Annotated in this window: 22 protein-coding genes; 14 read left to right on the top strand and 8 right to left on the bottom strand. The window is 40.1% G+C overall.

Going from position 1 to position 19,160, the window contains the following annotated elements:
* Positions 1-64: 64 nt before the first annotated feature.
* Positions 65-466, bottom strand: a complete 402-nt coding sequence (locus LLY41_RS13290) for an Hsp20/alpha crystallin family protein (protein ID WP_304585589.1) — start codon at positions 464-466, stop codon at positions 65-67.
* A gap of 92 nt (positions 467-558) precedes the next feature.
* Here LLY41_RS13290 and selA point away from each other — a divergent pair, with 92 nt between their 5' ends.
* The gene (selA, locus tag LLY41_RS13285; protein WP_304585588.1) at positions 559-1,956 is read left to right on the top strand and encodes an L-seryl-tRNA(Sec) selenium transferase; all 1,398 of its coding nucleotides are present in this window, start codon (positions 559-561) and stop codon (positions 1,954-1,956) included.
* Between the two features lie 44 nt (positions 1,957-2,000).
* Here the strand turns inward: selA and LLY41_RS13280 are convergent, their stop codons facing one another.
* Positions 2,001-2,147: a small acid-soluble spore protein P gene (locus LLY41_RS13280; RefSeq protein ID WP_009334725.1), complete on the bottom strand. Its 147-nt coding sequence runs from the start codon at positions 2,145-2,147 to the stop codon at positions 2,001-2,003.
* A gap of 259 nt (positions 2,148-2,406) precedes the next feature.
* On the opposite strand from LLY41_RS13280, the gene LLY41_RS13275 reads away from it, so the two are divergent.
* Positions 2,407-2,664, top strand: a complete 258-nt coding sequence (locus LLY41_RS13275) for a DUF2524 family protein (protein WP_095242650.1) — start codon at positions 2,407-2,409, stop codon at positions 2,662-2,664.
* 33 nt (positions 2,665-2,697) lie between these two features.
* Here LLY41_RS13275 and sspO read toward each other — a convergent pair whose 3' ends face one another.
* Positions 2,698-2,847, bottom strand: a complete 150-nt coding sequence (gene sspO, locus LLY41_RS13270; protein WP_095242651.1) for a small acid-soluble spore protein SspO — start codon at positions 2,845-2,847, stop codon at positions 2,698-2,700.
* Between the two features lie 352 nt (positions 2,848-3,199).
* Between sspO and acnA the strand changes: the two genes are divergently transcribed.
* The 9 genes from acnA (at position 3,200) to LLY41_RS13225 (ending at position 11,170) form a co-directional block, all read left to right on the top strand.
* Positions 3,200-5,908 carry an aconitate hydratase AcnA gene (acnA, locus tag LLY41_RS13265; RefSeq protein WP_304585587.1) on the top strand — a complete coding sequence of 903 codons (2,709 nt, stop codon included), beginning with the start codon at positions 3,200-3,202 and terminating at the stop codon, positions 5,906-5,908.
* Between the two features lie 102 nt (positions 5,909-6,010).
* On the top strand, positions 6,011-6,427 hold the full coding sequence (locus tag LLY41_RS13260; RefSeq protein WP_304585586.1) for a hypothetical protein: 417 nt from the start codon (positions 6,011-6,013) through the stop codon (positions 6,425-6,427).
* Positions 6,428-6,482: 55 nt separating this feature from the next.
* Positions 6,483-7,004: a peroxiredoxin family protein gene (locus LLY41_RS13255; RefSeq protein ID WP_304585585.1), complete on the top strand. Its 522-nt coding sequence runs from the start codon at positions 6,483-6,485 to the stop codon at positions 7,002-7,004.
* A gap of 233 nt (positions 7,005-7,237) precedes the next feature.
* Positions 7,238-7,369: an FbpB family small basic protein gene (locus LLY41_RS13250; RefSeq protein ID WP_179288929.1), complete on the top strand. Its 132-nt coding sequence runs from the start codon at positions 7,238-7,240 to the stop codon at positions 7,367-7,369.
* Positions 7,370-7,431: 62 nt separating this feature from the next.
* Positions 7,432-7,575: an acid-soluble spore protein N gene (locus tag LLY41_RS13245; protein WP_035332449.1), complete on the top strand. Its 144-nt coding sequence runs from the start codon at positions 7,432-7,434 to the stop codon at positions 7,573-7,575.
* A 148-nt stretch (positions 7,576-7,723) separates the two neighbouring features.
* The gene (gene tlp / locus LLY41_RS13240; RefSeq protein WP_095242656.1) at positions 7,724-7,975 is read left to right on the top strand and encodes a small acid-soluble spore protein Tlp; all 252 of its coding nucleotides are present in this window, start codon (positions 7,724-7,726) and stop codon (positions 7,973-7,975) included.
* Positions 7,976-8,101: 126 nt separating this feature from the next.
* A complete protein-coding gene (locus LLY41_RS13235; protein ID WP_304585584.1) occupies positions 8,102-10,411 on the top strand; it encodes an AAA family ATPase in 2,310 nt (769 codons plus the stop codon).
* A gap of 2 nt (positions 10,412-10,413) precedes the next feature.
* A complete protein-coding gene (locus LLY41_RS13230; RefSeq protein ID WP_095242658.1) occupies positions 10,414-10,851 on the top strand; it encodes an acyl-CoA thioesterase in 438 nt (145 codons plus the stop codon).
* A 19-nt stretch (positions 10,852-10,870) separates the two neighbouring features.
* A complete protein-coding gene (locus LLY41_RS13225; protein WP_095242659.1) occupies positions 10,871-11,170 on the top strand; it encodes a hypothetical protein in 300 nt (99 codons plus the stop codon).
* Between the two features lie 28 nt (positions 11,171-11,198).
* Here LLY41_RS13225 and LLY41_RS13220 read toward each other — a convergent pair whose 3' ends face one another.
* The 5 genes from LLY41_RS13220 to plsY form a co-directional block, all read right to left on the bottom strand.
* The gene (locus tag LLY41_RS13220; protein WP_304585583.1) at positions 11,199-11,492 is read right to left on the bottom strand and encodes a HesB/YadR/YfhF family protein; all 294 of its coding nucleotides are present in this window, start codon (positions 11,490-11,492) and stop codon (positions 11,199-11,201) included.
* 107 nt (positions 11,493-11,599) lie between these two features.
* Positions 11,600-12,412, bottom strand: a complete 813-nt coding sequence (locus LLY41_RS13215) for a CPBP family intramembrane glutamic endopeptidase (RefSeq protein ID WP_179288930.1) — start codon at positions 12,410-12,412, stop codon at positions 11,600-11,602.
* A gap of 65 nt (positions 12,413-12,477) precedes the next feature.
* Positions 12,478-13,638, bottom strand: coding sequence for a CapA family protein (locus LLY41_RS13210; RefSeq protein ID WP_304585582.1), 1,161 nt, complete (start codon positions 13,636-13,638; stop codon positions 12,478-12,480).
* A gap of 116 nt (positions 13,639-13,754) precedes the next feature.
* The gene (locus LLY41_RS13205; RefSeq protein ID WP_304585581.1) at positions 13,755-14,447 is read right to left on the bottom strand and encodes a two-component system sensor histidine kinase NtrB; all 693 of its coding nucleotides are present in this window, start codon (positions 14,445-14,447) and stop codon (positions 13,755-13,757) included.
* Positions 14,448-14,621: 174 nt separating this feature from the next.
* A complete protein-coding gene (gene plsY / locus LLY41_RS13200) occupies positions 14,622-15,206 on the bottom strand; it encodes a glycerol-3-phosphate 1-O-acyltransferase PlsY (protein WP_095242664.1) in 585 nt (194 codons plus the stop codon).
* Between the two features lie 195 nt (positions 15,207-15,401).
* Here plsY and LLY41_RS13195 point away from each other — a divergent pair, with 195 nt between their 5' ends.
* The 3 genes from LLY41_RS13195 to LLY41_RS13185 all read left to right on the top strand — a co-directional run bounded on the left by LLY41_RS13195 (position 15,402) and on the right by LLY41_RS13185 (position 19,144).
* Positions 15,402-15,722 (top strand): DUF3243 domain-containing protein, encoded by a 321-nt coding sequence (locus tag LLY41_RS13195; protein ID WP_095242665.1) that lies wholly within the window; start codon positions 15,402-15,404, stop codon positions 15,720-15,722.
* Between the two features lie 129 nt (positions 15,723-15,851).
* A complete protein-coding gene (locus LLY41_RS13190; RefSeq protein WP_304585580.1) occupies positions 15,852-17,294 on the top strand; it encodes a phospholipase D family protein in 1,443 nt (480 codons plus the stop codon).
* 128 nt (positions 17,295-17,422) lie between these two features.
* Positions 17,423-19,144: a glycosyl hydrolase family 18 protein gene (locus LLY41_RS13185; protein ID WP_304585579.1), complete on the top strand. Its 1,722-nt coding sequence runs from the start codon at positions 17,423-17,425 to the stop codon at positions 19,142-19,144.
* The last annotated feature ends 16 nt before the right edge of the window (positions 19,145-19,160 follow it).

Here is a 19,160-nt window from a genome sequence, read left to right as displayed (position 1 = left end):
GGCGGAGGAGGTTTTTTGCTGATCTATGTAAACAAAGGGTAAAGGCAACCCCTATCTCAGTTTATTAATCGATGATTATCTCTCTATTGCATCCCGGTCCCGCTTCATTTTTATTAATAAAAATCTCTAATATCTCATTTGCAAAATCTGCACTAACCTTTTTATTTACAACGGAGAAAGGCAGTTTAACTTTTCGCATGCATGGTTGTCCGCGCCGAATTGCTTTTGTGTCATCTATTTTAGCAGCTTTGATGATTACGCTGTCTTCTTTTAGGGAAACGGTTACATCTTTTGAGGCACATCCCGTTAAAAGCGCCTCAACAATAATCTGTGCTTCTGTATCGTATAAGTCGATGCGGAATGTTATCTGATCCAAATAAGAAGAAAGCGGGTCCAGGTAATAATCCTCCATCCATTTTTCCAATTCACTCAAATTAAACGGATGGAAATCTTCCTTTTTGTTCAACTTCAAAACCCCCTTGTTTCCTTCTATAGTATTCATTTCATGCAAATTAGTGAAAAATGATATAATAACGGGGCAAATGCTGGAGGGATATTATGAAGAGTACAGTCAGAAAAATTTTGCCGGTGCATGAACTGCAAAAAGACCGGCGTTTTACTCATTTAATGAAACAGTATGAACTTGACTTTATACATACAACCAACATGCTGAAAGAGGTAATTTCTGATATTAGGAATACTATTCTTGCCGGGAATTGGACCGGTGAGGAGCCCGGTACGGAAAAGTTTACGGACCTTATATTTCAAAAAGCAGAAGAGGTAATCACTGTTCGGTATGGCTATACACTTAAAAGGGTTATCAATGCTACTGGCACTGTTCTTCACACTAATCTTGGCCGGGCACGGTTAAGCAAGTCAGCAGCAGATCATATGCTTGAAGCTGCCATGAACTATTCCAATTTGGAGTATAACCTGGTTAAAGGCGAACGGGGATCCAGGCATAGTCACCTGGAAAATCTGATCAAAGAACTGACAGGTGCAGAAGCAGCCATGGCAGTCAATAATAACGCTGCTGCCGTTTATTTCATTTTAAGAGCTCTTGCGGATGAAAAAGAAGTAATCGTTTCCCGTGGACAGCTTGTTGAAATCGGAGGCTCCTTCAGGGTATCAAGTATAATGGAAGAGAGCGGGGCAAAGCTCGTTGAAGTGGGAACAACAAATAAAACCCACCTGGAAGATTATAAAAAAGTGATAAATGAAGATACAGCTATGATTATGAAGGTGCACACGAGCAATTTTAAAATTATTGGTTTTACGAAAGAAGTCGGCACCGGGGAACTTGCCCGCCTATCAAAAGAAAAAAACCTCATATTTTATGAAGATCTGGGCAGCGGTGCACTATTTGATTTTAAAAGCAAAGGAATCGGAAATGAACCAGCAGTCAGCGATGTTTTAAAAATGGGGGCAGATATCGTTTCTTTCAGCGGAGATAAGCTTTTGGGCGGTCCTCAGGCAGGAATTATTGCCGGAAGAAAGAATTTAATCGAAAAGCTGCAAAAGCATCAGCTTGCCCGGGTTCTCCGGGTGGATAAAATGACAATTGCTGCTCTCGAAGGCACTCTTATTGATTACTTAAAAGGCGAAGAGGGTCTGAAAAATATTCCGGTGGTCCATGATGTTTTGATGACCAGTGATGAACTCAAAGTAAGAACGTCCCAATTTCTTAACAGATTACAAGCCGCCGGGAACGATTATGTATGCTCGATGAGACAGAGTACAGGGCAGGTTGGAGGAGGCACGATGCCTGATGTAGAGCTTCCATCCTGGATTGCTGTTTTAAAGCACCTTCAATATTCAGCAGATCATATCGGCCGCCAGTTAAGGATTAATTCTTCCATAATAGTCAGGATTCAAAAGGAAGAAATTCTGATTGATCTTAGGACAGTAACTGCTGAAGAAGAGGATACTATAATAAATGCTTTAAATGCTGTTTAAAGAAAAAGCAGGTGCCTGATGATGAGGCAGCTGCTTCTTTGTATTCACATATCGTGGTGTGAATTATGTTTTTGTCTGGTGTGGTTACGGTTTTTTACTTTCTTAGAGCCGCTCAATGGTTCAGGCTGTCCATCATTATTATGTCCTTTAGGTGCATTCTTTCGCATGTCTTTGCCATTGTTTTTGTTCAATTGAAGTCCTCCTCGGTTAATAGGATGTTTCTTCCGCTTCAGGCAGCTGATATGCCGCTTCCGTCTTAATGGCTGACGGGTAAAAAGATACAAGGTGATTCACCTTCACCTCATGTGTTAGTTTGTCTCTTTTCCATTGAAAAATTGCCTTGCAAAATGTGGCTGAATGTCAAGATTTGCTCCTGAAAGATTCCTCGGAATATTTTATGATACTTTTGCGCAATTTAATGGTACAAATTTTATTAGGAGTGAAATAAACATGCCATACCATAAAGATAAACAGCAGGCATTTCAGGCAGCACAGCAGGGAATGGAAGATGCCCAGGAGCTTTACGCTGAAATTGTAAGAGATTCTGCCAGTTATGGGCATCAGCTAAAACATCTGAAGCAGGAAGTAAATGAAGCATACTCTCAAATTGAAAATGCCCTGGAGGTTGCATCTGACCATCAGCGAGCGCAGCTGGAAAGATTCCAGCAGGATTTAAGATCCATGGTTGATGATGTAAATCAGTATTAGAATTTACCCGGCTGCAGTTCAGCCGGGTATTATTTATTGATTCTTCTTCCGCTTTTTATTGTTTTGCCTTTGAGCTTCTGTTAATGGTTCATTCGCATATTCCTCATTATACCCTGCGCCTATGCCCTGGCCCTGTGCAGCGTTCATACCTTGAATAATATGATTAGACTTTCTTTTAGCCATAGTCATCACCTCCCTGTTACTATTTTCCCTTGGATAATGTCAATTTATGTTGTTTTTTGGACCGGCGGATTTCCTTTTTCGTTTTTGCAGAATAATAACCAGGCGAGGTATGGAATTTTTGTCTAATTGAAAAACACTATCAATTACGGCATTTAAAAGACTTAATCGAGTAAATGAGAAATTATGATAAGAAAAACTTATCAAAAACAATAACTTTCTTGTTATTTACTTATATAGCAGGTTGTATTAATATAGGAATTGTGAGAAAAGTAAGGATGGATGAAAATTCAAACTTTTCGACAATTACCTAACACTTGGTATATGATGTTTATTGAAAGAGGGGGTAATACATTTGGCAAAGAACGATGTGTTCAATTCCCGCAAATCCTTTGATCTGGACGGGAAGCGCTATCATTACTATCATTTAGGTGCTCTGGAAGAAGCTGGAGTAGGTAATGTTTCTAAATTGCCTTATTCAATTAAGGTATTATTGGAATCAGTACTTCGTCAATATGACGGCCGTGTAATTACAAAAGAGCATGTTGAAAACCTGGCAAAATGGGGAACTTCTGAAGTGAAAGAAGTAGATGTTCCTTTCAAACCATCACGTGTAATTCTGCAGGACTTCACTGGAGTTCCGGCAGTAGTTGACCTTGCTTCATTGCGTAAGGCAATGGCTGACATGGGTGGGGATCCTGATAAAATTAATCCTGAGAAGCCTGTTGATCTGGTTATTGACCACTCTGTACAGGTAGATAAGTATGGAACACCTGATTCTCTTGAAGCCAACATGGAGCTTGAATTCGAGCGAAATGCTGAGCGTTACCAGTTCTTGAGCTGGGCACAAAAAGCATTTGACAACTATCGTGCAGTTCCGCCTGCAACAGGTATTGTTCACCAGGTAAACCTTGAGTTCCTTGCGAATGTTGTTCATGCGCTTGAGACAACAGAGGGCGACTACGAAACTTTCCCTGATACTCTTGTAGGTACTGACTCCCATACAACCATGATCAACGGTATCGGCGTTCTTGGATGGGGTGTAGGAGGAATTGAAGCTGAAGCAGGTATGCTGGGCCAGCCTTCATATTTCCCTGTTCCTGAAGTTGTAGGGGTTAAGCTTACTGGCGAGCTTCCTAACGGAACAACTGCTACTGACCTTGCATTAAAGGTAACTCAAGTACTGCGCAGCCAGGGAGTAGTTGGCAAGTTTGTAGAATTCTTCGGCCCTGGTGTTACACAGCTTCCATTGGCTGACCGCGCTACAATTGCTAACATGGCTCCAGAATACGGTGCAACTTGCGGTTTCTTCCCTGTTGATGCGGAAGCCCTTGATTACATGCGCCTGACTGGACGTCCTGAAGAGCAAATCAAGATTGTTGAAAAATACTGCAAAGAAAATGGAATGTTCTTCGATCCATCTTTAGAGCCGGTATACACAAATGTAGTTGAAATCAATCTTTCCGAAATTGAAGCGAACCTTTCAGGTCCTAAGCGTCCGCAGGATTTAATTCCGCTTTCAGCAATGAAAAAGGAGTTCAATGACGCGATCACTGCACCACAGGGCAATCAGGGCTTTGGCTTGGATAAGAAAGAAATCGACAAAAAAGTCACTGTTGAATTTGCAAATGGCGATTCAACCAAGATGAAAACGGGTGCTGTTGCCATTGCGGCCATCACTAGCTGTACAAATACTTCAAACCCTTACGTTTTAGTTGGTGCAGGTTTAGTGGCGAAAAAAGCAGTTGAACTTGGAATGGAAGTTCCTAAGTTCGTAAAAACTTCTTTAGCACCGGGATCTAAGGTTGTTACTGGATACCTGCGTGATTCAGGACTTCTTCCATACATGGAACAGCTTGGATTCAACCTTGTTGGCTATGGCTGTACAACATGTATCGGTAACTCCGGTCCATTAAGAGAAGAAATCGAAAAGGCTGTAGCTGAAAGCGATCTTCTTGTAACATCTGTTCTTTCCGGTAACCGTAACTTTGAAGGACGTATCCATCCGCTTGTAAAAGCTAACTACCTGGCTTCTCCGCCATTAGTTGTCGCTTATGCACTAGCTGGTACGGTAGATATTGATCTTCAAAACGAGCCAATCGGAAAAGACAAGAATGGCAATGATGTCTTCTTTAACGATATTTGGCCATCTACTGCTGAAGTTAATGAAGTGGTTAAACAGACAGTTACACCTGAATTGTTCCGTAAAGAATATGAGCATGTATTTGACGATAATGCTCGCTGGAATCAAATTCAAACAAGCAATGAGCCTTTATATACATTTGATGATAATTCAACATATATTCAGAATCCTCCATTCTTCGAAGGCTTAACTCCTAATGCTGATGAAGTTAAACCTTTATCAGGATTGCGTGTTGTCGGCAAGTTCGGTGATTCTGTAACAACTGACCATATTTCTCCGGCAGGTGCGATCGGCAAAGATACGCCAGCAGGAAAATATCTTCGCGAGAACGGTGTTGAACCACGTGACTTTAACTCTTATGGATCCCGACGCGGTAACCATGAGGTAATGATGCGCGGTACATTTGCAAACATCCGTATCCGCAATCAAATTGCGCCAGGCACAGAAGGCGGATTTACAACTTACTGGCCAACTGGTGAAGTTACATCTATCTATGATGCTTGCATGAAGTATAAAGAAGATGGAACTGGCCTTGTTGTTCTTGCCGGCAAAGACTATGGAATGGGATCTTCCCGTGACTGGGCTGCAAAAGGTACGAACCTGCTTGGAATTAAAACAGTTATTGCTGAAAGCTATGAGCGTATCCACCGTTCTAACCTTGTACTAATGGGAGTTCTTCCACTTCAGTTCAAAGAAGGCGAAAGTGCAGAAACTCTTGGCTTGTCAGGAAAAGAAACGATCGATGTTCAAATCGACGAAAATGTTAGACCACGTGACTTTGTTAAGGTTACAGCTACAGATGAGAACGGCAACCAGACTACATTTGAAGTTCTTGTCCGTTTCGACTCTGAAGTTGAAATCGATTACTACCGTCATGGCGGAATCCTTCAAATGGTTCTTCGTGACAAATTGGCTAACTAATTTTAACCCGCCGCTATGTGTTTGCTCACATAGCGGTTTTTTTATTTACAAAACATACGGGTTTAGGTTTCTTGATAGTATCTTTAATATGGAGGGCTGATATTGGGTGCTTTTTTGATTGGACCAGTATTAGTGAAGTACGAATGGGTAATAGTCCTGCTTTCAGGAATTGTTTCTTATTTCACTTTTGTACAAGTCTTAAGAGACAGTGGGGAATATAAAAAAGTTTTTATGAATGTCATCTTGAATGCAGTTCTTATTGGCTTTTTTACTTATAAGTTTAGTTCAATCCTTTTCCAAACAGAAAATATTTTAAGCAGCCCGATGGGAATTCTATATTTCTCAGGAGGAAGGAAAGGAATAATTTTAGGAGCTTCTTTTGCTATATTCTATTTAGTATTGGCTATTAAGAAATACAACTATCCGCTGAATAAATGGATTCAAGGAATTGTTTACGGATCTGTCACATTTATGCTGTCTTATTGGCTGTTCAGAACCTTATTAATTTTGCTTTTCTAGGTTAAAATACAATCAAGGAAGCAAAAAGGCTTAAAAAGCCGGGAGGGAAAACAGCATGTTCAAAAAAATGTTTGCAGCATCTGTGTTATTAGTCATAATTACCGCGGTTTTTGCAGTGCAGGCTTTTGAAAAAGGTGAAGTCGAAAGTCAGCCCGTTAATCAGACAGGATTAGGAATAGGCTTGAAAGCCCCCGATTTCGAATTGAAAAATCTGCAGGGGGAAACAGTCAAGCTCTCAGATTACAAAGGAAAAAAAGTCATGCTGAATTTTTGGGCAACCTGGTGTCCTCCATGTAAAGCTGAAATGCCTGATATTCAAAAATTTTATACTCAGAAGGGAAATGAAGTTGCTATATTGGCGGTGAACATCGATCCTCAGTCTGATGTAGCAGGGTTTGCTAAAGAAATGCGAGTAAACTTTCCGATTTTACTTGATGTGGACGAAAAAGCTTCTAACGCTTATCAAATAATAACAATTCCAACCACTTTTTTTATTGATGAAGAAGGAATTATTCGGAATAAATATTTAAGTGCGATGTCTGTGGAGCTTATGAATCAGTATATAGATGAAATGTAGAAAAACATTTGCAAAAGCAGATGTTTTTTTTATAGGTTTATGCAGTCATAAAAAGGGAAAAATTTAATTAGAATTAATATTTTCTGAATATTTTACCAATAATAACGAACCTTATGAGCTTTTTTCACGTAGTCTGGGTATATGCGGATTAAATTTTCGAAAAGTTGTAATAATTTAACGGTTTTCTGGAGATAATGATTGTTACAATGTTATTAAAGGAAGGTGAAAGATTTATGAGAAAGCCTAGAAAACGCTCCTTTGCTGAATTAGTACTAGAAAATAAAAACCAGCTGCTTAAAGATCATGATGCTATGGAAAAAATCGAAGAGCGCCTCGAGCTCAAACGTCTGAATAAGGCTGAATAGAATTACTTGCCAATCATGAAACCCTCTTCAAATGCACAAACTTAAAATGAGGAGGGATATGAATGAGTAATCCAAAAAGACACCCTAATCATTTCAATCCGAACCATATCGGTACACAATCACGCGGATTTGGCGGCAACAAAGGCAAGAAGATGCAGGACAAATCCGGACAGCATGCTCAAGTAATACAAACTAAAGGCGAATAATTGAAAATAGAACCTGCCATTATTTTAACGGCAGGTTCTTTTGCTTCCGAATATATCAGGCAAGCAACCCACACTTTTCCGCCAATATTTTTCTTGTTCTTTCACAAACTAAATCTGTACCATCACCTAACAAAGGGAGGAACATACCATGGCATATAATAGACCAAACCCTGATGATCGCAGCGATAACGTTGAAAAGCTTCAATCCATGATCGTTCATACAATTGAGAACATGGACGAGGCTGAAGAATCAATGAAGTATGCCAATGCAGAAGATCTTGCCAGAATTGAAGCTAAAAATGAGCGCCGCCGGGAAAGTCTTGACTCTTTCCGTTCAGAAATCAAGGATGAATACCAGGCACAGCAAAACGGCAATAGCAGCGAGAAAAATAATTATTGACAGCTTCAAGACCTAATCGAATATGATTAGGTCTTTTCCTATGGAGATATGGAGCGCATCCTTATAGATAATTATTGAAATATGGTAAGATAAGTTGAGGAAACTAAGAAGAAGAAGTGATAATCGATGACACAGCAGAATAGACAGGTTAAATCAGAAATTAAGGTTGGCCAATGGAAAAATGAGCTTGATCAATACGGATACATACAAAATGAAGCAGAGTTGCTGAATGTAATTAAGAATATGAATGAAAAGACAAATCCAGGTCTGCTTTCGGAATTATTAGCCCTGGCTGCTATCTCCCGGTTAAATAAGAATACTGATGATACTCTTGCCAGTGCATGGCTGCAGAAAGCAGTTGAGCTGGACACTGGCAATACATTGGCAGCGGCCCAATTAGGAAAATCCGAATGGAAAAATAAAAGCAATCTCCTTGAAGCATTGACTTTCCCGCCGATACGGGAAACCGATAACAGAGCTGCTAAAAAGAAAACAGCTGAGCAATTTATAGAAATTTGCCGAAGCTTTATGAACAAAGCGGATGACGAGTTAGAAGACCTGCAAAAAAAGCAGCATGCCTATGAGGATGAGGAATACCGGAAGTTAACTGAAATACTTGATAAAGCTATTGAAGAGACAGCTTTTCTTTTAAAGGCTTCTGAGGAATATGAACAATCCATTTCAGGTGTCTTCCATACTTCAACATACTATACAGATATGAAAAATCACTTAAGTGCCATCAACAGACTTAAAAATGACTGGAAAGAGATATTTGAATCAGAGGAAGAGGAATCTGAAGTACAAACCGATCCACTGGATGAACTTAATGACATGGTTGGGCTTAACTCGGTCAAAAGCAGAGTTCATGACTTTTATCGGTTTTTAAAATATCAAAACGAACGCAAGTCACTGGGTTTTCAGACAAAGGATGAACTCAGCCTTAACATGATACTAACCGGAAATCCAGGTACGGGAAAAACAACTATCGCACGGCTGTTGGCAAAGATTTATCATAGCCTTGGTGTTTTGCCTCGGGAAGAAGTGATCGAAGCTGACCGGTCACAGCTGGTTGGCGGATTTGTCGGGCAAACAGAAGAAAATGTCAGGGCTGCTGTTGAAAAGGCGATCGGCGGTGTACTGTTCATTGATGAGGCATACAGCTTAAAGCGTGAGGGGCAGACTGGCAGCGATTATGGACAAACTGCCATTGATACCCTTGTATCGCTCATGACTGGAACTGAGTACGGAGGAAAGTTTGCGGTTATCATGGCCGGTTATCCAGAAGAGATGAGACAATTTCTCGACAGCAATCCTGGTCTCCGCAGCCGTTTCCCGGAGTCGAACTTTATTGCACTGCCTGATTATACGAATATGGAGCTTTTGCAGATTGCTGAAAAGCTGTCTGCTGATAATGACTATGTCCTTACTGAAGGAGCAAAGCAGGAACTGGGCAAACGTATTGAAAAAGAACGGGTTGATGATACTTTCGGTAATGCGAGGACTGTCAGAAACATTGTTTTGGATGCGATTTTTAAAAAAGGCTCACAAGCAAAAAATAATGAAAACATCATGTCGTATACACTTTTGGAAAAAGAGGATTTTGAAAGTGAAGAAGAAGAAAAACTGATGAATCCACAGGAGCAGCTAGACCGGCTGGTTGGACTTGAAACAGTTAAAACAGAAGTTCAAAACTTAGTGTCCTTTGTTAAAATGCAGCAGATGCGCCGTGAAAAAGATCTTCCGGTTGTCCCAATCCAGCTCCATTCAGTATTCACCGGTAATCCGGGTACAGGAAAAACGACAGTAGCAAAGATCTATGCAGAATTGCTGAAGGAATGCGGATTCCTGAAACGCGGACATTTAATGGTTGCGAGCCGTGCTGATTTTGTAGCCGGCTATGTTGGCCAAACTGCTATCAAGACAAAGAAAAAGATAAGAGAGGCATTAGGCGGCGTCCTATTCATCGATGAGGCATATTCACTTCTTTCCCAGACTTCAGGAGATTTTGGCAAAGAAGTCATTGATACGTTAGTGGATGAAATGACAAAGCATAATGAAAATCTTATCGTTGTTTTGGCTGGCTACCCGAATGAAATGGAGAAGCTATTGGCAAGTAACCCTGGGTTAAAGTCCCGATTCAAAAAGTTCTTTCATTTCAAGGATTATTCAACCGCTGAGCTCCTGGAAATTATAAATTCGTATGCTGGAAAATATGAGTACACTCTAACGGAGGAAGCAAAGGATTATCTTAACCACACTTTATCAAGGATTGAAGTACACGGGAATGGACGTTTTGCCGCCAATCTTGCGGATGAGGCCATTCAGGCACAGGCCATGAGAATTGTTTCAGCACTTGCTGAAGGTATTGAGCAGGTCAGCATTTTGGAGAAGCCGGATTTCGAAATCGCTTTAAATAAAATAAGTAAAGGGGAATAGGGATGCTCATCTCAACAAGAGAAATAGAGGTTAGGTATGCAGAAACAGATCAAATGGGAGTAGTATACCATGCCAATTACCTGGTATGGATGGAGCTTGGCCGGACACAGATCATAAAAGATCTTGGATTCAGTTATGCCGAAATGGAGAAGGATGGAATCATCTCTCCTGTTCTGGATATCCTTGCTTCTTATAAAAAACCATTGCGCTACGGGCAAACTGCAACAATTAAGACCTGGATTGAAGAGTATGACGGTTTCCGCGTCAGCTATGGATATGAAATATTCAATGATGTAGGAGAGCTTGCCGTAACAGGCTTGTCCAAGCATGTTTGCGTCAAAAAGGATAATTTCCGCCCAATCTCAATTAAAAAGAAATATCCTGATTGGCATGAAGCATATGAAAAGGCAAAAAAACAGCCTGAAGGTGCTGTCAGATAATAAAGGATGGAGATTAAAAATGGCATTCGGCCTTCGAAGGAAAGATCTTCAAGAATGGAAGAGGAAAATAGACCGTGGTGAAATTGCTTTTTTAACTCATTATTGGTTAGATGAGCGATTCCCTGGGTGTAAAACGGTCACAAAGGTCGGCTGTTCAGATTTGAAGAAATTGATTGATTGGGGAGAATCGCATGGCCTTAAGCCGGAGTGGATTGATTATCGGACTGATGGCTACTCACACTTTGATTTGATTGGGGCCAGGCAGAAGGAAATCCTTGAAAAAGAGAAGCTGTTGGAGCAGCTGGAACAGCTGAAATGAAAGAAGAAGCAGGCAGTGTCTGCTTCTTTTACTCATTGGTATATTTGAATTCAGGTTCCTGTGCTTTTTTATTAAATGTCACGAACAAATCGTGATTATCAAAGTACCATAAGTCCTTTTCTTCGATAAAGTAAGTAATTCCGTTTTTTTCAGTCTGCACTCCTGCGTCATGTGGCTGTTCATTCGAGACGCCTAATGAAAATCCCTGCTGAACAGTGCTGCAGCCTCCATATCTTGCAAAAAAGCGGACGAAGTCACCCTTATTTAAGAGCATTTCTTCCTGATACCATTGGGCAGCCTGATCTTCGATATGTATGTTCATTTGAAATTCCTCCTCTTGGGTGATAGTCATATTATAGGCTAGTTTTTCCTTATGCGCGAATAAAATGTCTGCTGCATTTCTTTTTTGATGGCCATGTCAGCACTCAACTATCCTGGAAAAGATATTAAACCGCTTAAAATCATAAATACGTTCATGGCCATATGCCATATGAAAGCAGGAAAGATGCTTTGGGATTTCACTGTGACGGCAGCGTAAAATATCCCTCCGACAGCAAACAGCAGACACAAAACAAATGAGTAGCCAAGCATGATATGAGAAAATCCAAATGCCAGCCCCGAAAAAAGAACTGCTGTCTTTTCTCCTGACAGTTCAGCCATTCTGGATAAGATGATTCCTCTCCATAAAAGCTCTTCCATTATCCCGTTTACAATCGAGAAGCCAATCAGGAATATTAAAAAGTCCCTTGAAAACGAGATATTTGCTGAAAAAATAGAATAAGCAAATGCAGCAAAATTAATTAGGATAGCAATCATAAGAAAATACTTTATTTTTATTGAATGGAAACCGCTCCATATGAATGGGAAAAATATGAGGGAATTCCAATCCGGTTTTTGCAGAAAGGGGAAGGCCGTTTTATTAAACTTTATTGAAATATAGACCAGAATCAGTATCGGGATCACCAGAAGAAACCGATTCAATATCAATAAGATATAGTATGGAAGGGGCAGTGCATCAAGCAGCTTATCACCATAAAGAAACAAAAGGCTGCCTGTTAAATATCCGGCAATGGTCCAGGAAAAAACACGCTCCTGCTTTGAGAGAAGCAATAAAAAAATGATAAGGCCAAACGAAAGAATGAAAGCGAAAGCGAAAAGCTTCGATTGAAAAAGCAATACGCCAGCGGTGAATACGCTTAGCTGCAAAAAAGGAAGAGACTTATTAACATTTACGGTTTTCATAATAGAACCTCCCTGCATACAAGATATTTTACCATTTTTTACACAAAAAAAGCGCTATAAGCGCTTTACTGAACATTTCCCATCATATGTTTCATAATTTCGGCAAATTTGGACTCTGCATGGGGTAAACCAAAGCTGCCCGCATCCTCGAGCGGTACGATCCGGTAATGACTCAGCTGTTTATTGCTGACATAAGTCGGTACAAATTCCGGATTGGTAAGTGTGATATCGACCCCATTTTGGTCAATGTATTTTGTAACCTCCACAGTGGCAAGCCCGCCTATATCTTTATAATCGCGCATCTGCCCGGATAAAAAATTGCCAAGCGAGTATACGACCAATGACCGGCCGCCGTCTTTTCTGTCAATCCACTCCATAGGCTGCAGTACATGTGGATGGTGGCCGAAGACAATGTCAACACCTTCATTTGCAAGTGTCTGAGCTAATTTTTTCTGATCCTCTGTTGGCTGAAGTTGATATTCATTTCCCCAATGCATACTCATCACAACGACGTCAGCTTCGTCTTTAGCCCGTTTAATTTCTTTTTTTAAGGCGGTTTCATCAATGAGATTAACGAGGTATTCTTTACCTGCCGGAACGGGAATTCCGTTTGTGCCATAGGTATAAGAAAGATAGGCAACTTTAATTCCATTTTTGCTGAGTATTTTCAAGGTTTGCTGCTCCCTAGGTGTTCTGCTCGTTCCCACATGTGGCAATCCAATTTGATCCATATAATCGAGAGAGGCTTCCAAGCCCTTTACTCCCTTATCGAGTGAATGGTTATTGGCAGTTGAAACGATATCAACGCCTGCATCTATCAAAGCATCCCCCACTTCCTGAGGGCTGTTGAACATAGGGTAACTGGAAATTCCTATATTGAGGCCGCCCAGAATAGTCTCCTGATTGGCAAGTAAGAGATCGGGAGTACTTAATAGCGATTTTGCATGTTCAAACATCGGTTTGAAATCGTAGCCAGTTTTTGTTTTTGCATCATTATATACCCAATCATGGATAAGGATGTCGCCAATAGCTCCCAAGGTCACCCTTTCAATAAGAATTTTATTGCCCTCGGCAGCTTCCCTGTTTTCTGCATGCAGTTGAACAGGTTTGGCTTCGGCTGCCTCAGCCTTATATTCAGTGTGCATTTTATAGATTAAGAGACCCGAGCAAATTACTAATGTGGTACAGAAAAGTGCAGATAGCAGGAAGGCTTTGGTGTTTTTCATCAAAATTATCCCCTTAATATAGAGCATCAGAATATATATATTAATAGTCTAATTTTAATACGAATTTTTGCATTTTTCATCATTTTTCTGCAAATTCCCCATTAATTAAAATGCCTTTATTGGTTCGAAGCCATAGGAAGTTCAATTGTAAAAACACTGCCTTGTGAAAGAGTGGAATGGACTTTAATACTGCCATTATGTTCCTCAATTATTTTCCTGCATATGGATAGACCAATGCCAGTCCCTTTTTCTTTAGTTGTATAAAATGGCAAAAATAATCTGTTAATCGTTTCTTCTGTCATGCCCGGTCCATTATCCTCAATAATGATTTGGGCTTTACGGCTGTTTGATTTGGCATTCAGGCAAACCTTTCCTTCTCCTGCAGGAGCTTCTTCACATGCCTCTAGTGCATTTTTAATTACATTGATCAGTAATTGCTTTATCTTATTAGAATCACCATAGATGATGGGCTCTCCAGGACATAGGTTAACGGAAAGGTTTATGTTTGCCTGATTGTCGAATGAAATCTTCATTTCCTGAATCAATTTGTTTATGTCTATTTCCGTTTTCTTGTTTAATCCAGGCTTCGATGCATTTAGAAATTCATAAATCAGATCATTTGCCCTATTAATCTCATCAATGGCAATTTGAGCGTACTGTTCTTTGCCGATCTCAATTAAATAAGGCTTTAAGAGCTCCATAAATCCTTTCACTGTTGTCAGCGGATTTCTGATTTCATGGGCTAATGCTGCTGCCAGCTGTCGGTCGTTTTCACGGATTTCTCTTTCTGATTTTTTTATATATTTCATTTTTTCCTTCTCCATCTCATTGTTCATCCTAACATTAGCGTTTTCGGCAAAAGTTAAGCCTAAACTAATGTATGGCGAAAGATATCAATATATGTTCTTTTATGTATAAAAATTTATTTGCAAAGTAAAAAACAGCAGAAATAAGATCTGCTGCTTTGCGGTGCCGGCTGGTTTTTAGCCAAGCCATTTTATTTTGGGCTCGGTTTTGTCCCTGATTCTTTTAATGTTGGCCCTGTGCCTGTATATAACAAAGAATCCCAGGATGGAAACAACGATAATTAGCGGGATGTCACCTAAAATAAGAGCGTAAATGATGGATGCTGCTGCTGCCAGAATAGAGGATAAAGACACATACTTAGTTATGTAAAGGCTTAAGAAGAAAACACCCAATATGATAAGAAACATGAACGGTACATAGGCTAATAGCACTCCGCCTGAAGTTGCCACTGCTTTTCCTCCGCGAAAACCGGCAAACAAAGGATACATATGTCCAATAACGGCAAAAACTCCGGCAATAAGGTGATGCATATCCGATCCAAAGAACAAGGGAAGGGATGCAGCAAGGGTGCCTTTTAAGATATCAGCTATGGTCACGATCATGCCGGCCTTCACTCCAAGGGTCCGGAATGTATTGGTACCGCCCAGATTTCCGCTGCCATGCTCACGAATATCCACTCCATAAAAAAGTTTTCCTACAATTAAACCTGAAGGAATGGAGCCAAGTAAATAAGCTAAAATAATGATAATTCCATAAATCATAAAAACTCTCCTTCATACTTTCTATGTTAGTATATTGTACCATGTGAGCAAAGCAGCATACCATGTGCAATTAAAAAGAAGTCCAATTTATTTCAGGGTGGTGCTTCAAACTCTCTGGCTTTTGTTTGATATGTTTGACACCGGGTAATAGTAGACTGTCACAGCAATCAAATCCAATTAAAGGAGAGATTCAGCATGGAACAAAATAATAACGTAAATGGACAAGCAGCTAATGTAGAGGGAAAGCTTGATAACATGGGGAGCGAGAAGAAAGATGAAATTCTTTCAAGCTTTGATGGATTTAAAGATTATTTAAGCGGAAAGGTTTCCATGGGACAGAAAATGGGCATGGATGAGGAGCAGCTTGCTAATACTGCTCAAAAGGTAGGAGATTATCTGGCTTCCAAAGAAGATCCGAGAAACCGGGAAGAAAAACTTCTTCAGGAATTGTGGAAGGTAGGAACAGAAGAAGAAAAGCATAAGCTGTCTCATATGCTTGTCAAGCTTGTTGGCTAATAAAAGATATAAATGGCGAAGGCACCTGCCTTCGTCTTTTATTTTGCCTGAAGGCGCATAGATGAGTTTACAATAGTCAAAAATGGTCTATATATAGTTATCGCAGTCTAAGGAGCAGGGGGAGTCTTGGTGAAAAAGGTTCTGGGAAAAGTAAAAATAAAAAAGGTATGGATACCCATATTGAGCCTTGTGCTGGTATTGGCAGCAACCATCATCTATCAATCCAATAAATCACTGCCAAAGGGTCTTTCGTTTGAAGGGGAAGTATATTCTGCAGAGGATGCTCAGTTCCTTTACGATTTAACCTATGAAAAAGAAAATGGAAAAAGAGAAAGTGAACAGCAGATCTTTCAGCGTATTACAGAAGCAATTGACGAGTCAGAGGATTTTATAGTGATGGATATGTTTTTATTCAATGGCTTTAATGATGGGGATAAAAAATATCCGGATATTAGCGGTAAAATTGCTGATAAGCTAATCGAAAAAAAGCTCAGCCGCCCGAATATGGAAATTACCGTGATCACGGATCGGATTAACAGCACCTATGGATCGCATGAAGTTCCGGAATTCCGGGAACTTAAAGAGAATGGCATAAACGTGGTTTATACTTCACTAGTTCCTTTAAGAGATTCAAATCCCATTTATTCGGCATTCTGGCGTGTATTTATTCAATGGTTTGGCCAGAGTGGAGAAGGCTGGCTGCCGAACCCGCTCGCAGAAAATGCTCCAAAGGTGACATTCAGGTCCTATCTCGATCTAATGAACATAAAAGCAAATCACCGGAAGGTTTTTGTGACGGAAAAAACAGGAATTGTTACTTCAGGAAACCCGCACAATGCCAGCGGATTTCATTCCAATATAGCATTTGAAGTAAAAGGGCCCATCTTAGCTGATCTCGTCAAAACGGAGCAGGCTGTGGTCGATTATTCAGCATCCGGCAAATTGGCAGATTTCAAACCTGAAAAGAGTAATAAAACCGGTCCGCTTAAGGTCCAGGTGCTGACTGAAGGCAAAATTTATAAACACATTCTTCAAGAAATCAATAAAGTCAAGAAAGGGGAAACCATCTGGCTTGGCATGTTTTATCTTGCTGACCGGAAAGTGGTTGACGCACTTAAAGAAGCAGCCGACCGGGGAGTTATAGTACAAATGATCCTGGATCCCAACCAGAACGCTTTCGGATCTGAAAAAATTGGGCTCCCTAATATACCTGTTGCTGCTGAATTGGATAAACTGGGCCATGAAAACATAAAAATCAGATGGTACAATACTGGATTTGAACAATACCATTCGAAAATCATGTATGTAACCGGCAAAGAAAAAAGTTTGATCATAGCTGGTTCAGCTAATTTTACAAGAAGAAATCTGGATGATTTAAACCTGGAGACAAACTTAAAAATCAGTGCTCCAGCCCAATCCCAGGTTATGAGGGATGTTGACAGGTATTTTAATAAGCTTTGGAATAATGACGGTGCCATTTATACAAAGAACTATTCATCCAACGAGAAAATGCCGGGGGTTAAATATATTACTTACAGACTGCAGAAGCTTACTCACTTTACAACATACTGATAAAAAGTTGAAACCTTTCCTCTATTAATTTCGTTAATATAGGAAGGGGTGAATAATTGAAGATATTCTAAATTTTCTTCCCATTATCTGATTATTTCGTTACGATGGAAGTAAGGGGAGGAAAAGGAATGTATGAAATAGAAACAAGTCAGAAAAAGGCTCCCGCTAAAAAATTTATTTTTGCGGGGCTTTTGTTTGCTTTTACACTGATAATCTCAAGCATAATCCTATTTTTATACCCTTTTGCTTCAAAGGAGAAGGCTGCTTACTTTAAAGGAGATCATCCGATTTTGTTTATGGGCAAACAGGCAGGAAATGCTTATTTAGAAGGGGAAACGATCTATCTGCCATTAACTTTTCTGCAGAAATTTGTTGATGACGCTATTATTGTTGATGAACATTCACAATCTATCATCATTGCCACTAAGAATAAAGTAGTACAGCTTCCGACTGAATCTTCGAGTTATTATGTGAATGAGGAGGCTGTTAAATTGGGCTTTTCTGCTGTTAAACAGATAGGTGGAGAAAGGTATTTAGCGATTGAGCCCCTGGTGGCTTTCTATCCCATTACTTATTCAATACTCTCTGATACAGGTGCAGTTTGGATTAAAAAGAATGGGGAGACTATGGCTTCCGGTAAAGTGACGGAAAAAGATATTCATGAAGAATTTCTCCGGCTGCGGACAAAAGCAAGCCTGGATTCACCATATACAGCCACCGTATCTCCTAAGGAGAAAATTTTTATTGAGCAGAAAAAGGGAGACTACTATCTTATCAGAAAAGAAGACGGCAGAGCCGGTTATATGAAGAAGCAATACATAAAAAAGGGGGAGAGCAAGAAAATTGCTATTTCCCTTGAAGAAACAGAATATACAGTTCCCAAAATGGAAGGACCTATTCAGCTGACCTGGGAAGCTGTATATACTAAAAACCCGAATACTTCGAACATCCCGATGATGGCTGGTGTGAATGTCATTTCACCAACATGGTTTGAGCTGGCGGACGGAAAAGGGACTATTAAAAATCTTGGTTCAAAGGATTATGCAAAATGGTCCAGAAAACAGGGATACCAAATTTGGGGCTTGTTTTCAAATGCATTTGACCCTGAATTAACACATGAAGCTTTTGGTTCTTTTGAAACAAGGCAGAATATGATTCGCCAGCTTCTGCATTTCAGTCAATTATATGGATTAAACGGGATCAATCTGGACATTGAAAATGTTAATCCTGTAGACGGGCCTTATATAACACAGTTTGTAAGGGAAGCCACTCCTTACTTTCATGAAGCAGGTTTAGTAGTGTCGATGGATATCACCTTCATTTCATCAAGCGGCAATTGGTCGGTTTTTTTTGAAAGGGATAAGCTTGCCGGGATAGCAGATTATATGGTAGTCATGGCTTATGATGAGCATTGGGGCAGCTCACAGGTTGCGGGAAGTGTAGCGAGCCTCCCGTGGGTCGAGGAAAACCTGAAACTTTTGCTCGAGGTTGTGCCCAATGAGAAATTAATATTGGGTGTGCCTTTATATACAAGATTATGGGAACAAAAATCAAATGGGGATGTTTCTTCCAAAGCCCTTTCGATGGGCAAAGTGAAAGAATGGCTCAGTCAAAATAAAATTACTCCGGTATACGATCCGGCAAGCGGGCAAAATTATGCGGAGCATTTTTCAGAAAAAGATAAAATCACATACAGAGTGTGGCTTGAAGATGAAATTTCACTATCCAAACGGGCAGAATTAGCTAAGAAGTATAATTTAGCCGGTGTTGCAAGCTGGAGCAGGTACTTTGCAGATGAAACAGCCTGGTCTGCCTTAACTTTAACTAATAAGGAAGCAGCTAAAAAATGAAAGAAAGGCCGGAGAA

Origin of the sequence: Cytobacillus firmus (assembly GCF_023612095.1) — a bacterium.
Lineage (GTDB): Bacteria > Bacillota > Bacilli > Bacillales > Cytobacillaceae > Cytobacillus.
Note: the sequence above shows the minus strand (reverse complement) of the source record. Positions and strands in the feature narration are given on the sequence as shown.